A 15869-nucleotide genomic window follows, 5' to 3' on the forward strand; every position below is an offset into this window, starting at 1 on the left:
AAATTAATTATCCTATTATATAAGGCTCTGCAAAATTAAAATCATAGTCGCTGTCTACTGCTATTACATGTCCAGAGAAAATATCGCCGTCATCAAAATAAAATGTTATATTATCTTCGTATATAATATTTATAGATGTTAAGGTTATTAATTTTACAAAATCTTCTTTGTTTATATTAGGTTTGTCATCATCATCGTTCCAGCTGTTGGCATCTTCAAGCATGTTTTCTGATATATAGTCTTTTAGTTTTTTGTCAATATCTTTTTTATTAGTAAATATTTTTCTGATTATAGCAACACTTTTTTTATTGACTTCTTCATCAATATTTTTAAAGAGAACCGAAATATTATCATCATTCCATTCTATATCTTTACTAAACATGTCTATAGACTTATCAAGCTCGAAATTTCCTAATTCTTCATCTTTATAATAAACAGGCTTAGAATATTCTTCTAATATAATATTTAAATCATTATCTTTATAGTTGGTATCAATAATATCTTCAAGCAGGAATCTCATATATAAACCAGATGAATCTTTTTCTTTTCTTACTTTTAATCTTACTATTGTTTTGTTTCTGAATATTTGAAAATAATGTTTGGTATCTTCAATTTCTTTTACTATAAGTAAATTTTCATTTTCTATAATTTCATTGGTGATAATATTTTTATATGCAATTGCAGATACCAATAGAGTATAATATTTTCCTTTTGACTTACCAGCTGATAAATTTTGCTTTTTTAAAACGAATGCTATATCAAAAATTTCTTCATCAAAATTTTTATTAAAATATTCAATTTCTTTGTCCATTTTTATATCCTATTATTTAGTATTTATTATAGTATATCTAATACTTTGCCAGCCTTTTTTAATACATTTTTAGCGGCTTTTTTGACTTTCTTATTTTTAACTTGTAAATATATTTTATTTATTAATGATAATGCAAAGCTGCTTCCATTCAAAGCCATAGCATATACTGCATAAGCTGCTAATTCTTCACTATCATTCATATCATTTGATGCCCAATCTTCAATTTGTGTTTTTAATTGTAAGAGTTTATCTTCAGTTTGGAAAATACAATATGGAATAAGTATGTTTTTTAATAATATATCATATGTTGTATAAGATATATTATTAGTATCATACGGTAATTGTAAGAGTTTATCTTTAGTTAAATTATTATACTGAACAAAGATATTTTTGATTTCTGTATTTGATTTATTTTTAATCCAATTATAATATATAGCGTCAAGTGCATTTCTAAATGAATCAATATCAAAAAACTCTGCTATTTTATTACAGTCTTTTAATATAGAAGGTTCTTTTAATGCAGCATATTCCATAAATACATACTTAACTATTTTTAATGGAGATACAGTTTTCTTGTCTTTTAATAGTATATTAGAAAGTATATTTTCATCTATATCTTTTATTAAAATTTCATGTTCTTTATTATACTGTTTATTTATATATTCTTCTATTTCATCAATATTTTTGAATTTGAAATCAGCATCAATTTTTTGTAAGTCCCAATATTTAATTATTTCTTGATAAATTTTTATTGATGATTTTTTTCCTTCAACTGCTAATTTTTCTACTTCGCTTCTTATAGAAATTCCGTAATTCTTTATTATTAATATGCAGTGATTTTTTATTCTTTGATCTATTTCTATATTAAGAACTTTGAAAACAAAATCAAATTTATTATCTATTAAACTTCTTAATTCATCACTGAAAATGGCATTAATAAATGATATAGTACATTTAGTATTTTCTGTTATGACATTGATGAACGCTTCTTCTTTTATAATATTTTTTGTTTCTTCCAAATTGTTTTTTATAAGAGTTATAATATCATCTTCCGACTTTATAAATAAATATATATCTTTTAATTCTACTTCTTTTTCATTAACCAATTTTTCTTTAATTTCTAAAATATTTTTATTATAGAATATTTTCTGAATATAAATATAAATTTTGATGTATATTATATAATACTTTAATAATATATCAGTAATTTTTGATGCTTCTTCATTTATTTCATCAAATAACATTATAGCTGATAAATAAGCACTATAACTGCCATTAGGCTTTTCTTTTATATATTTAATACTTTTGGAAATTATATCATCGAAACTTTTAATAGATTCTATTTTTTTCAAGAACTCTGCAGAAATTTCTTTTAACTTTGATAAAATAGAATTGGTATCTATATTATATTTATTATCATTCACTGCAAGCATAATTGCTGAAAGCACAACATAATCAAGATATAGACATTCTAATTTTGATTTTTCTATTATCTCATAAAGTTTATAAAATGTTGTTTTGTCTTCATCATATAGTCTTTTTAATTCCACTGTTAAAGATGAAGTACAATGTGTATTTCTATCACAATATATTTTGTTTAAGAAAATATATTCTTTAGGAAAATGGCATGTTTCTAAATATTCATCTGCAACTTCTCTTGCTTCAAAATAATGATATGTTGTATCTTCTGAATATTTTTTAAATAATCTTTTACATAATTCTATATTAGTTATCATTACAGAATCTAAATTTACAATAAAATATATTATATTATTATCTTTATTTAAAACATTCATTAACCTTTTAAAAACTTCTTCATCTTTATCAACTATAGTAAAAAGTAATGATATAGTTTCTTCATCATTGATTTTTAGTAAGTCTATATAATTTAATAATTGTTTAATGAGTTTTTTATCATCATATCTATTTATGATATATACTAAAATAGTTAATAATAAATGAGGCTCTTTTTCTAATAATACTTTACTATCATTTTTTACTTTTTCTAAATATTGATTAAACTTTTTACCTATATAACTTTCTAATTTTAAAAAATTATTAAAATTCTTATTTTGTATTTTTATGTATACATATCCATTATTATTTTTTAACTGAGATTTAGAATATTTTTTATTATCTATATATATTTCTTCAATACCAATATTATAACTTTCTATTAAAACTTTTTCTAAATCTTCCCCAGAGCATAATCTTACAATCATATAAGTAGTAATTATTATATAATTAGGATTAGGCTTACCTTTGTATATATCTTTAATCATTACTTTGGCATACCTAGACAGTACTTCTTTATATTCTTTTGAAGTATTTTCATCAAAATAAAATTTGAAAATTTCTTCAGCATAATAAAGATAATTTCTACTCAATGTAGGACAGCTATTTGATATTCCGTAAAAATAATCAAGGAATGCATCCTTATTATTTTCATGAGAAAACATTTCTTCAAACTTATTTCTTATTTTTTCTTCATTACTAATACTATTTTTCATAAAAACCAACCTATTAACAATATTTTTTATGTAGTATAATTATTTTTTTTATTCTGTCAAATTTTATTATTATGTTTGTTTACTGTAATTATTAAACAATTGATACAAATTGTTTTTAAGATATGCATAATATCTTTATAATATGATTTTTATTGTATTTATATATTTTATCACAAGTTAAAGTGTTCTTATATTAAAAATTTATTTAACGCACGGTGAGTAAAATTTATAATATAATAGAAGTTGAATTATAGATAAACTTATATTTTAAACTTTATTTAGGTTGCGGTAAGTAAATTTAAAATTAATTATCTTTTAATTATCCTTCTATATGAGCATCTTCAAAATTAAAATCATAGTCGCTTTCTACTACTATAGAGTGTCCCCAGAAAATATCACCGTCATCAAACCAAAATGTTATAATATCTTCACTTATAGTTATAGATGTTAAGGCTATTAATTTTACGAAATCTTCTTTGCTTATATGATGCTTTTCCGCATCATCGTTCCAGTTGTTGGCATCTTCAAGCATGTTTTCTGATATATAGTCTTTTAGTTTTTTGTCAATATCTTTTTTATTAGCGAATATTTTCTTTATTATATCAACACTTTTTTTATTTAGTTCTTCATCAATATCATCAAATAAAACTGATATATCATTATTATAAGTCCAAGACATATTTTTTTCAAAACAGTTAATAGATTTATCAAGCTCAAAATCTCCTAATTCTTCATCTTTATAATAAATAGGCTTAGAATATTTTTCTAATATAATATTTAAATCATCATCTTTATAATCATTATCAACTATATCTTCAAGCAAAAATCTCATATACAAATCATTATTATTTTTTTCTTTTCTCACCTTTAATCTTACTATGGTTTCATCTTTGAGAATTTTTAAATATTCTTCAGGTTCTTTAACTTTTTTATGAATGATAATATGACTGTTTTCTATAATGACATTAGCGGCAATATTTTTTAAAGCTATAGCTGAAACGAATAAAGTATAATATTTATCCCAAGGTATTTTATTGTATTTGCAGCATGACCTTTTTAGTACGAATGCTATGTCTAAAATTTCATCATCAAAATCTTTATTAAAATCTTCAATTTCTTTGTCCATTTTTATATTGTAATATGCTATGGAAAAATATCAATAATAAATTTTTACCATATATTATATATATAAATTTAGTAGTAAGTTTACTTTATAAATATGTGCTGGAAAAGCTGATATAAAAATAGAATTTAGATATCAATACTTTATTTTTATATTATATATTTTATCACAAGGTAAATTGTGATTACATTAAAAATTATTTAACGCACGGTAAGTAAATTTAATTATCCTATTATATAAGGTTCTGCAAAATTAAAATCATAGTCGCTGTCCACTGCTATTACATGTCCAGAGAAAATATCGCCATCATCAAAATAAAATTGTATATTTTAAATTATCTATTTATTTGTTCATTTTTATATACTATTATATTAATAATGTATACTATAGTTCATATTATATACAAAAAATCTGCAATACATTTTTTTAATATATGTAAATTTATAGCTTTTTTTATATATCCTTATATAATATAACTATTAATTCAAAATAAATAAGTTAGGATTATCAAATGAGATTTAGAAAAAGTATAAAAATATGTAAAGGATTAAAAATTAATCTATCTAAATCAGGATTAAGTGCTACAGTAGGTGGAAAAGGATTATCTTTTAATTATGGTAAAAAAGGTGGCTATGTAAATGCTTCAATTCCAGGTACGGGATTACATACTAGAAATAAAATAATAGGAAGTTCAAAAAATACATATAAATCATATTCTTCTAAAAATAAAAGTTATTCTTCTTATAATAGTTATGATGATTATGATAGTAGTACATTATTTTATTTAAGTATTAAAGAAGATAGCGGAGAAATTGTTATTCTAAATGAAGATAGGATTGAAATCACAGATGAAACTATTATAAAAAAAATTAAAAGGTCTGAAACTTATAAAGAAAAAAAAGAAGAATTATATGCTAAATTAAAAGATAAGATAGATAAAGAAGAAACATCTTTTATTGATATATATAAATTAACGCCTAAAGTTGTAACAGAAGATGATATTAAAAATAATTTAAATAATTTAGTAAAAGAGGAATATACCATTGAACCTTTTATTAAAGAAGAATTAAATGAAGATGAATTATATAATGAAGCCATTAATTTATCAAAAGGTAAAATAAAATTATGGCCATTTTGGACTTTTTCTAAAAGAAAAAAAGAATTTATAGATAATGAATTTAATAATTTAAAAATCTCAAAAATAGAAGAGGAATTAACAAAAGAAAAATTACATTATGAAGAAGAAAAAAATAAGAAATTATTATTAGATAAAGAATTTGAGGAAGAATTTAATAATACAAAAAAACATTTAAATGATATATTATTTGGTGATGATATTTTTGTAAATGATACAATAACAAAAATAATTGATGATATGGAATTACCTATTGAATTCAATATCAATTTTGACTACAACTATGAAGAAAAATCTGTATATTTAGATTTAGATTTACCTGAAATAGAAGATATTCCAACAAAAAAAGCAAACTATTTATCTTCTGGCAAATTAAAAATAAAAGAAAAATCTCAAAAAGAATTAAAAGAAGATTATTTAAAATGTGTATGTGGATTAGCATTTTTCTTTAGTGCATATATATTTAATGTTTCAACAAGAATAGAAAATACATTAGTATCTGGTTACACTCAGAGAGTTAACAAAAAAAATGGTAATGTTGAAGATGAATATATATATTCTATTTTAATAGAAAGAAATAAAATGAACAATATTAATTTTAATAATATTGACACAATATTAGCTTTTGATAATTTTAAAAATATAAAGAACTTCACTAAAACTTTTGAAGCCAAAACTATAATACCAGCAAATAATATTGAAGATATTATGAAGTAGTTATGCTATTTATGCTATATAATAGTTTTTATTTTTATAATTATGAAATCTAATAATATAAATCAACATGAGGAATATCTTTATGAAAAAAATTATATTTATTATTTTATTATTATCTAATTTTTTAAATGCTGATATTTACACAGATTGGAATATACAAAATTTAGGTTCTATGATTGTATTAGTAAAATATAGTACAGATAAATTAGGAATGTTTACAATTGGATTATCTGATATTATGGGTGATAATGTACAAATAATACACTATAATTTACATAATGCTGATACAGCTATAAAAATAGTATATGATGATAATAATAGTAAATTATATGGTTTAGATGAATATACATCAGGAAGTTCTATTATTATATCAGGAGATATAGCTAGTTTTTTAATAGATAATTTATATAATGTAAATGAAGTATTTATATATTGTGATAATAGTTTAATTTGCCAATTTGAATTAAAAGATTTAACTGATTTATTAAATAAGTATAGATAAATCAATATTATCTAGTAAATACTTATAAATTAAATAAAACTAGTTTTTAATAATAAAAAATATGTTTTATATAATAACTAATCAAACACACCTATTAAGTACTATATAAAATACTTAATAAGTGAGTGAATAAGTTTTTACTTCATAAAATAAGATTTTACTGTTCCATATATTGATGAAGTAAATCTTTTGTTAATCTCTAAAGGATTTATATATTCTTCTGCATTGCAGTTTCCGTTTTCATCTAGTCTGTGGAAAGCAATATTTTTAAATGTTACTTTTTCGTTAGCCTCTATTCCAAACCACATATATTCAAAATCTATACGGCATGCAATATTTAATATAGAGTCTTTTAATTCATAATAAGTATAGCTTCCGCCGTCTTCAATATCTCTGCTTCTTTCAAATGACATTTTATTTGCCATTGACATTATTTCGCCTGCTGTTATTTCCTGATCTTCAAAAGAAATGATTTTATTGTTTTTTATGTGTTCTTCTTTTACTTCTTCAAATAATAAGTCAAGCTGATTTATAGGCTGTGATATTTCGTAGTCGCTTAATTGAGTTTTCCATTTTGATAATTTTTCATCGTCTAATTCTATTGGATGAACTAAAGTAATATTCTTTTTATTTTTGAGGCTGTCTTCAAATATATATTCTTCTTCATCGAAGGTATTAAAAGAACCGTCTTCCATGTATCTGAAACTTTCTATTAAATTATTATTTTCATCATAAACGCCCCATATAAGTTTTAAAGCAAATATATTCATTATTGGGTTTTCTACAAAAAGCTCAGTAAAAGTTTTATAAGACCATTTTCTTCCGTTTAATAAAACTTTATTTAATCTTGTTATTTGATTGGAAGTTATCATTTTTATATTTTTCTTTATCAAAGTTAATTCTTTTTTGGATGCATCTGCTGTTTCTTTATCATCTTTGCTGTTTGGTGCAGGAAGTGATTTTAAAACTTTATTATTTGAATCTGTTACTTCGATAGTGAAATCATTTTTTATTTGAAGTTTAAATACTCTGTCAGCTTCTCCTCCATAATGAAGTTCTCTCATTCCTTTTTTATCAAAGTCTAAATCTGGAATTATTTTGTCTATTAGCTCATCTTCTGAAATCTCTAATGCTTTGGCTGTCTTTTTTAATGCATCTTTAGCAGCATTTTTTACTTGATTATTTTTAATTTTTACAGACATTGTATCAACTAACACCAATGCAAATTTGCTTGCATTTAATGCTATAGCATATACTGCATGTGCTGCTAATGCTCCTCTTGAATTTAATGCCCATTCTTCAATTTGTGTCTTTAATTTCAATAGTTTATCTTCAGGCTGGAAAATACAATATGGAATAAGTATATTTTTTAATTTTGTATCCGCTTTGTTGTTAAGCCAATTTGTATATATAGCGTCAAGTGCATTTCTAAATGAATCAATATCAAAGAACTCTGCTATCTTGTTGCAGTCTTTTAATATTGAAGGTTCTTTTAATGCGACATATTCCATAAACACATACTGAACTATTTTTAAAGGTGATGCAGTTTGTTTGTCTTTTAATAAAATATTAGAAAGTATATTTTTGTCTATATCTTTTATTAAACTTTCATGTCCTTCATTATAGTATTTATTTAAATGTGATTCTATTTCTTCAACGCTTGTAAATTGGAAATCATCATCAAACTTTTGTAAGTCCCAATATTTAATTATTTCTTTATAAACTGTTCTTGATGCGTCTTTTCCTTCATTTGCTAATTTTTCTACTTCGCTTCTTACAATGCTTTCATTATTATTAATTACTGATACACAATACTTTTTTATTTCTTTTGATTTTGCTGTATCAATAACTTTGAAAATAAAATCAAATTTATTATCAATAAGTTCTTTTAATTCATCATTGAAAATACAATTAATAAATGATATAGTACCGCTAATATTTGCTGTTATAGAAGTGATAAATGATTTTTCTTCCATAATAGTTTTTGTTTCTTCCACATTGTTTTTTATAAGTGTGATAATATTATCTTTTGAATCTAATAATGATAAATAAATATCTTTTAATGGTACTTTTTTATCATTAACTAATTTTTCTTTAGCTTCTAAAATATTTCTATTATAGAATATTTCCTGAATAGAAACATAAATAGAAATTTTACCGTATATTCCGTAATGCTTTAATAATTTAGTAGTGATTTCTGATGCTTCATCATTTATACCGTCAAAGGACATTATAGCTGACAAATAATGACTATGATTACCATAAGGTTCTTCTTTTACATATTTAAGGCTTTTAGAAATTATATTATCAAAATTTTTAATAGGGTCCATCATTTTTAATAATACAGGCTCTCTAATTTTTAATAACTCTACGCACATTGTTTTGAGAGTTTCTACAATGGAATTAGTATCTATATTATATTTATTATCACCGTTTGCAAGCATAATTGATGAAAGCATAGCATAATCAAGATATAAATTTTCTAATTTTGACTTTTCTATTATCTCATAAAGTTTATAAAATGTTTCTTTGTCTTCATCATATAATTTTTTTGCTTCTACTGTTAAATATGAAATAAAAATAGTGTTATTATTAACTATTGTGTTTAACAAAATACATTCTTTAGGGAAAGAGCATGTTTCTAAATATTCAGGTATAAGTTTTTGAGTGTAGTAATAATAGCCTTTATCCTCTGAATAGCTTTTAAATAATCTTTTATATAATTTTATAGTTCTTGTCATATCTTTGTATATATTCACAAGAAAATAAATCATATTATTATCTTTATTTAAAATATTCATTAATCTTTTATAAACTTCTTCATCTTTATCAACTATACTAAAAAGTAATGATATAGTTTCTTCATCATTGATTTTTAGAGAATCTATATAATTTAATAATTGTTTGATGAGGCTTTTATCATCATCTCTATTTATCATGTATACCAAAATAGTTAATAATAAATGAGGCTCTTTATTTAATAATATTTTATTGTCATTTTTTACTTTTTCTAAGTATTGATTAAAGTTTTTAGGCATATAGGCTTCTAATTCTGAAAACTTATAAAAATTATTGACTTGTATTTGTATATATTTAGATGCTTCATTGTTAACCAAAGTTGCTTTAGAATATTTTGTATCATATATAGTTCTTTCATACGTATTATTATAACTTTCTATTAATGCTTTTTCTAAATCTTCGCCAGTGCATAATCTCAAAATTATATGAACATTTTGATTTTTGTATATATCTTTTATTATAGCTTCAGCGTATCTTGACAGAGCTTTTTTATCTTCTTCTTTAGTATTTTCATCAAAATAAAACTTAAAAATATCTTCAGCTTCATAACCGTAATAATTTCTTAAAATAGGGCAGCTGTTTGATCTTCCGTAAAAATAATCAATAAATGCGTTCTTATTATTTTCATATTGGAATATAATTTCAAACTTATTTCTTATTTGTTCTTCATTACTGATATTATTCTCCATATATCACCTCACAAATAGTATTTTTATATAGTATAATTAATTTTCTTTATTCTGTCAACTGCGAGCTGCTACCACAGGTATGCTTCGCAGCAAAGCCCTGCAAATATTTTAAATTAAAAAAATTATTTTGACAAAATATAATTGTTTAGGTATATACTGAAAATTTTTGACTTTGTCAATTTTTATGTTGTTCTTTTCCCGCCGCACGCCACAGGCGGACAGCGTCAAAGAACCAAAAAGTGCATATATATAAATTTTATCTACTTTTTTACCACACACGACAGGCGTACTTCGTCAAAGTTGCAAAAAGTGCAAATATAAAACTAGTACTAAATCATACTAAAATAGTATTACATGTAATATAGATTATTAATTTAAGCACACCTAAAGGTGGACTTCGTCAAATATAGCCCTTTTGCTTTTTTGGGCACCATCGAGTAGGTGCCTAATCGGCAGAAGAAGTAGGGTTTGGGGCAAAGCCCCAGGTATAAAATTATGGCTAAAAATCATACTAAAATTGTCTTATATCTAGGATAAATTTATTAAATATTATTATAAAAAACTTTTATATATTATCTTACACTATTGATAATATCTTTTAATTCGTTAAAATCAATAATTACATTAGGATAATTACTATCTAAAACAAAATAAACCAATTCAATATTTTCTTTCTCAAAATTAAAATATAGCTTAACTTGATTTAAAACCATTTCTTTTTCTGTTTTTGACTTTATATTTTAATAGAATTTTTTCTCTAAGTTTTAAAGAGCCATGTATATCGTCTTTAAATGCCTCAATAGTTTTATTCATTTTTTCCTATATTAATTTTTGTATTAGAGATATTTTTTATTTTTTTCTTAATACTTGAAGTAGTTTTTACTACCATATTTACTTCCTAAGATTTAAGTATTGAATTCAAAACAATTTATATTATAATGAGATTACTATAAAGTTCAAGAGGTTAATATGTTAGATGATTATAAATTTAAAGTAGATGAGTTATTAGAAAAAGGTCAAGCTAAATTAGTGGAAGTTACAAAATCAGATGAGGGTAAAACACAAGAAAAAAGAGAAATAAATTTGAATGAGCTTAACGGAGAAGGATATAAAATTGTAAAGTTAATGCTTGAAGATTTAATAATCAGATACGGTAAATCAAAAGATCAATAATTAATCTATTATTTTAGTACTTTATAATTTCATATAAAAATATGTTTTATATGTATTGTATTTTTACGGATTTTATGAAGTTTGTAAAAAAATATGATATAAAAAATATTTTGTTAATAAAATCTAAATATATTTAGATAATTAACACTATACTATATTCAAATTAATACCAATAAATTAAATCTTTTATTAAGGAAAAACTATGAACATCGAAGAAGCTAAACAAAAAATTGAACAATTAACAGAAACTATTAATTACCATAACAAACTTTATTATACAGATGATAACCCTGAAATAGAAGACTATGAATATGATAAACTTTTCAGGGAATTGGAAAATCTTGAAAGAGAGTTCCCAGAATTAAAAAAAGATGACAGCCCTACTAATAAAGTGGGCGGCACTATATTAGAAAAGTTCGAGAAATTTGAACACCCTATTGCAATGTACTCACTTTCTAATGTTATGAATGAAGAAGAATTCTTGGAATTTGATAATAGAATGCAAAAGGAACTTAATCAAAGTAAGATTAAATACACAGTTGAAAATAAATTTGACGGTCTTGCTTTAGAGCTTATTTATGAAAAAGGAAAACTTATAGTAGCAAGCACAAGAGGTGACGGACAGGTTGGTGAAAATGTTACTAATAATGTTAAGATGATGAATAATGTTCCTAAAAGCATAAAAGAGAAAAACAGATTAATTGTAAGAGGCGAGGCATTAATAACAAAAAAAGATTTTGAGGCATTAAATAAAGAGAGAGAAGAACTTGAAGAAATCCCTTTTGCTAATGCCAGAAATGCAGCTTCTGGCGGATTAAGACAATTAGATAGTGCTGAAAGTAAAAAGAGAAGATTAAAATTCTTTGCTTATCAGATTGCCAATTATAAAGATTTTGATTTAACTAATGAATATAAATCAATGGAATTTTTATCAGAATTAGGATTCACAGTTGAAGGCGTTCACCCAAATATTGATGTTAAAAAAGTATTAGAAACTTATTATGATATACAAGAAAAAAGAAGCAAAATGGATTATGAGATTGACGGACTCGTAATAAAAGTTGATGATGTTAAGCATCAGGAGAAATTAGGATTCTTGTCACGTGCTCCAAGATTTGCAGTAGCATTCAAATTCAAGCCTGAAGAAAAAGAAACAGTATTAAAAAATATTGAAGTTCAAGTCGGACGTACCGGAGCATTAACACCAGTTGCAAAATTAGAGCCTGTTCAAGTTGGAGGTGTTACTGTTTCAAATGTTACACTTCATAATCCTAACGAGATAAAATCAAAAGATATAAGAATCGGTGATACTATTGTAGTTATTCGTTCTGGAGATGTTATACCAAAGATTACAAGAGTAGTATTAGAAAAACGTCCTGCAGACAGTAAGCCTTTTGAGTTCCCTAAAAAATGTCCTGTTTGCGGAGGCGATACTGCTGTAACTGACGGCGATGTAATTGTAAGATGTATTAATGAAGAATGCCCAAGTAAGATTACAAGATATATAGAATATTTTGTTTCAAAACCTGCTATGAATATGGAGAGAATAGGAAAGGAGTGGATTGCAGTATTTACAAAAAGCGGACTTGTTAAAACTCCAGCTGACCTTTACAAGATAACAAGAGATGATTTATTCAAGTTTGAAAGAATGGGCGAGAAATTAGCAGGATACATGCTTGAATCTATTGAGAATAGTAAAAACACTACTTTAAAAAGATTTATATATGCATTAGGTATTCGTCAGGTTGGAGAAACTACTGCTGACTTACTAGCTAAATATTTCACATCAATAGAGAATTTCAAAAAGGCTACTATTGATGATTTACAAAATATTGAAGGAATAGGCGAGATCAGTGCTAAAAGTATTTATGATTTCCTTCATAATGAAAAGACATTAAAACTAATAGATGACTTACTTGCTGCAGGAGTTAATCCGGTATTTGAAAAAGTTGTAACAGTGGAATCTCCTCTTACTGGAAAGAATGTTGTAATAACAGGTTCAATAGAAGGCTTTACAAGGAATTCGGCAAAAGAAGCTGCTGAAAGATTAGGAGCAACTGTTCAATCTGCTGTATCAAAAAATACAAACATTTTGATTGTAGGTGAGAAAGCAGGAAGCAAACTTAAAAAAGCTCAGGATTTGGGTGTAGAGATAATGGAAGCTGATGAGTTTATAAAGCTTGCTAATAGCTAATACTTAAAATAAAAATAATAAATTGATTATTGACTTTTTTATCAATAGTGTTATAATTTACAGTAACTATGTGCAGGGCTTCAGTTGCAAGACAGCTTACTCTGCACTTATTATAAAACCATATAATAAACCTCCATTATCAATAGATGAACAATTATCCTTGCTCAAAAAAAGATGATTAATAATAGATAATTATGAATTTGCTAAAAATGTATTATCAAATTTAAATTATTATAGTTTGAGTGGATATTTATATGTATTCGAAAAACACTCTAATAATAGAACCCATATCTTTGAAAATGTTACATTTGAAGAAGTTATAAGATTTTTTAATACAGATGTAAAAATAATACAACTTATCCTGTCATGTGTTTCTTATGTAGAAGTATATATGAAAAATATTATAGCTAGAACTTTTGTTGAAACTTACAATGATCCATTTTATAATTACAAAACTAATATTTATGATAATATTAACCCAGAAATAAATTCTCTAGCTGAAAATTCTAAAGAAATTTTCATAAAGCATTATAAAAATGAATATTCAAATTTTCCATAACTTCCTATATGGATAAGTGTAGAAATTATGAGTTTAGGAACTTTATCTAAGTTTTATTCTTATTCTGAAAATATTTACAAGGAAAATATTGTAAGTAAAATGAATTTAAATCATCATGAGTATCTAAAAAAATTTATGCATTTTTTAATTCTTATAAGAAATAAATCTGCTCATCATTCAAGAATTTTATGCATAAATTTAGATAATAAGATTAAACTTCCAAAACAATTACTTTTAAATAGTAATTATGATATACGATTATTAAATTCCAATACACTTTTTAATTTTATAGTAAATTTGGAATATATAGTAAAAGTATCATAAATATTTCCATCTTCAACATTATATTTTATATGCAAAATATACGAGCAGTTATATAAACTAATAAATAATAAATCTATAAAAGTAAAATATTTATACATGAAAATATAGTAATTATTGATAATTGGAAAGGGACAATTTTTTTAATTATTAATTATAATTAAAAAAATATTTACAGTTTCTTTGTTTTATTATAATTCCCGCCCTTTATGCTTTATAATAAATTTAAAATTTTTTTATTCTAATTTTCTTTATAGTAAAAAATATAAAAAGCATACCCGCCCAAGTTGTTGTTAGATTTAGAATTTCTTTAACGCACGGTTAATGTATTTTTATTTATCATGAGAATTGTATTATTGATTGATTTATATTTTTTATTTTATTCAGCGTGCGGATAAGAATATAAATCGGGAGGAATTTTTAAAAAAAACCTCCCGCACGGTGTTAATAAAACTCTACTGAATTAATAGAATTAGCTATATTTTCCATTGAGGTGTATTCATTATGGGTAGGGAAAGTATAGCTAAGTACTAGATAATTTGAATCTTTTGTATCGAATATAGTATAAAATAAAATTGTATTTTCTAATTGTATTTTATACTGTATATTCTTTCTACCATTAATATAGAAATAGTTTTTTAATATATTGTTATCTCTTTCCATCTTGTTTATATAGTTTATAAGTTTTTCTAAAGAATTATTATTTTTTTTCATATAACCTACTAAACAAGTAGTCTGCGTTTTTTCTTCCCAAAATATACTTTCTATATGATATAGATCTTTAACATAACCTGTATTTTTTAATATGTGATTTTTATCTTCATCAGTTAGTCTTACAGAATTATTTAAAGGCATAAGTTTTACTTTAATATCTGATATATCGTATTTGTTTTGATATGATATATCATTATCTAAACTTAGCTTTTTAAAATTTATATCTCTATTAGAAAATATATCTTTGTACGAATTAGTTGTGCATGATATTAAAAATAGTGTTATTATAAAATATAGTGTTTTCATTTTTATTTTTTATTTTATTATTTTCTTACAGTTACAGTTCTGCTTGTAAAACCAATTATTCCTGTAAATAGATTAATGAAGAAATCTCCAGCATTGCTTCTAGTATATATTTCATAATTTTCACTTCCACCTGCTAGTCTTTCAACATCAACATCGTTTACAGGCACTAATCCCCATAAAGCATACCATTGCTTTCTTGTCAAAGTAACTCCGGTTTGAGGACCATCTCCAACCAAATGCCTATGCTGATAAGAGCATGAAAGGGCAAATATAGAAATGATTGAGAGTAAAATTATCACTTTTACCATAAAAACTC

The 15869-nt window shown here is 23.8% G+C and carries 10 protein-coding genes and 1 pseudogene; 5 read left to right on the plus strand and 6 right to left on the minus strand.

The features are described 5' to 3' along the window. Positions 1-7: 7 nt before the first annotated feature. The 3 genes from BRSU_RS00205 to BRSU_RS00215 all read right to left on the minus strand — a co-directional run bounded on the left by BRSU_RS00205 (position 8) and on the right by BRSU_RS00215 (position 4447). Positions 8-811 (minus strand): DUF2262 domain-containing protein, encoded by an 804-nt coding sequence (locus tag BRSU_RS00205; RefSeq protein ID WP_048593249.1) that lies wholly within the window; start codon positions 809-811, stop codon positions 8-10. A 26-nt stretch (positions 812-837) separates the two neighbouring features. Further along, positions 838-3321 (minus strand): hypothetical protein, encoded by a 2484-nt coding sequence (locus tag BRSU_RS00210; protein ID WP_048593250.1) that lies wholly within the window; start codon positions 3319-3321, stop codon positions 838-840. A 319-nt stretch (positions 3322-3640) separates the two neighbouring features. Continuing rightward, positions 3641-4447, minus strand: coding sequence for a DUF2262 domain-containing protein (locus BRSU_RS00215; RefSeq protein ID WP_048593251.1), 807 nt, complete (start codon positions 4445-4447; stop codon positions 3641-3643). Between the two features lie 508 nt (positions 4448-4955). On the opposite strand from BRSU_RS00215, the gene BRSU_RS00220 reads away from it, so the two are divergent. Continuing rightward, positions 4956-6296: a DUF4236 domain-containing protein gene (locus tag BRSU_RS00220; protein WP_048593252.1), complete on the plus strand. Its 1341-nt coding sequence runs from the start codon at positions 4956-4958 to the stop codon at positions 6294-6296. Between the two features lie 82 nt (positions 6297-6378). Beyond that, positions 6379-6798 carry a hypothetical protein gene (locus BRSU_RS00225; protein ID WP_048593253.1) on the plus strand — a complete coding sequence of 140 codons (420 nt, stop codon included), beginning with the start codon at positions 6379-6381 and terminating at the stop codon, positions 6796-6798. A 137-nt stretch (positions 6799-6935) separates the two neighbouring features. Here BRSU_RS00225 and BRSU_RS00230 read toward each other — a convergent pair whose 3' ends face one another. Continuing rightward, positions 6936-10286: a DUF4132 domain-containing protein gene (locus BRSU_RS00230; protein WP_048593254.1), complete on the minus strand. Its 3351-nt coding sequence runs from the start codon at positions 10284-10286 to the stop codon at positions 6936-6938. A 969-nt stretch (positions 10287-11255) separates the two neighbouring features. Here BRSU_RS00230 and BRSU_RS00240 point away from each other — a divergent pair. The 3 genes and pseudogenes from BRSU_RS00240 to BRSU_RS14695 all read left to right on the plus strand — a co-directional run bounded on the left by BRSU_RS00240 (position 11256) and on the right by BRSU_RS14695 (position 14536). Further along, the gene (locus BRSU_RS00240) at positions 11256-11459 is read left to right on the plus strand and encodes a hypothetical protein (RefSeq protein WP_048593255.1); all 204 of its coding nucleotides are present in this window, start codon (positions 11256-11258) and stop codon (positions 11457-11459) included. A 202-nt stretch (positions 11460-11661) separates the two neighbouring features. Next, the gene (gene ligA / locus BRSU_RS00245; protein WP_048593256.1) at positions 11662-13653 is read left to right on the plus strand and encodes an NAD-dependent DNA ligase LigA; all 1992 of its coding nucleotides are present in this window, start codon (positions 11662-11664) and stop codon (positions 13651-13653) included. Between the two features lie 184 nt (positions 13654-13837). After that, a pseudogene (locus tag BRSU_RS14695) lies at positions 13838-14536 on the plus strand (Abi family protein). Between the two features lie 441 nt (positions 14537-14977). Here the strand turns inward: BRSU_RS14695 and BRSU_RS00255 are convergent. Beyond that, positions 14978-15553: a hypothetical protein gene (locus BRSU_RS00255; protein ID WP_048593258.1), complete on the minus strand. Its 576-nt coding sequence runs from the start codon at positions 15551-15553 to the stop codon at positions 14978-14980. Positions 15554-15570: 17 nt separating this feature from the next. After that, on the minus strand, positions 15571-15861 hold the full coding sequence (locus BRSU_RS00260; RefSeq protein ID WP_048593259.1) for a Bor/Iss family lipoprotein: 291 nt from the start codon (positions 15859-15861) through the stop codon (positions 15571-15573). Positions 15862-15869: the final 8 nt, after the last annotated feature.

The organism is Brachyspira suanatina (genome assembly GCF_001049755.1).
GTDB lineage: Bacteria > Spirochaetota > Brachyspiria > Brachyspirales > Brachyspiraceae > Brachyspira > Brachyspira suanatina.

Excerpts from the sequence above, each read along its gene's own strand:
- BRSU_RS00205 (WP_048593249.1), bottom strand. The coding sequence starts at position 811 with ATGGACAAAGAAATTGAATATTTTAATAAAAATTTTGATGAAGAAATT.
- BRSU_RS00210 (WP_048593250.1), bottom strand. The coding sequence starts at position 3,321 with ATGAAAAATAGTATTAGTAATGAAGAAAAAATAAGAAATAAGTTTGAA.
- BRSU_RS00215 (WP_048593251.1), bottom strand. The coding sequence starts at position 4,447 with ATGGACAAAGAAATTGAAGATTTTAATAAAGATTTTGATGATGAAATT.
- BRSU_RS00220 (WP_048593252.1), top strand. The coding sequence starts at position 4,956 with ATGAGATTTAGAAAAAGTATAAAAATATGTAAAGGATTAAAAATTAAT.
- BRSU_RS00225 (WP_048593253.1), top strand. The coding sequence starts at position 6,379 with ATGAAAAAAATTATATTTATTATTTTATTATTATCTAATTTTTTAAAT.
- BRSU_RS00230 (WP_048593254.1), bottom strand. The coding sequence starts at position 10,286 with ATGGAGAATAATATCAGTAATGAAGAACAAATAAGAAATAAGTTTGAA.
- BRSU_RS00240 (WP_048593255.1), top strand. The coding sequence starts at position 11,256 with ATGTTAGATGATTATAAATTTAAAGTAGATGAGTTATTAGAAAAAGGT.
- ligA (WP_048593256.1), top strand. The coding sequence starts at position 11,662 with ATGAACATCGAAGAAGCTAAACAAAAAATTGAACAATTAACAGAAACT.
- BRSU_RS00255 (WP_048593258.1), bottom strand. The coding sequence starts at position 15,553 with ATGAAAACACTATATTTTATAATAACACTATTTTTAATATCATGCACA.
- BRSU_RS00260 (WP_048593259.1), bottom strand. The coding sequence starts at position 15,861 with ATGGTAAAAGTGATAATTTTACTCTCAATCATTTCTATATTTGCCCTT.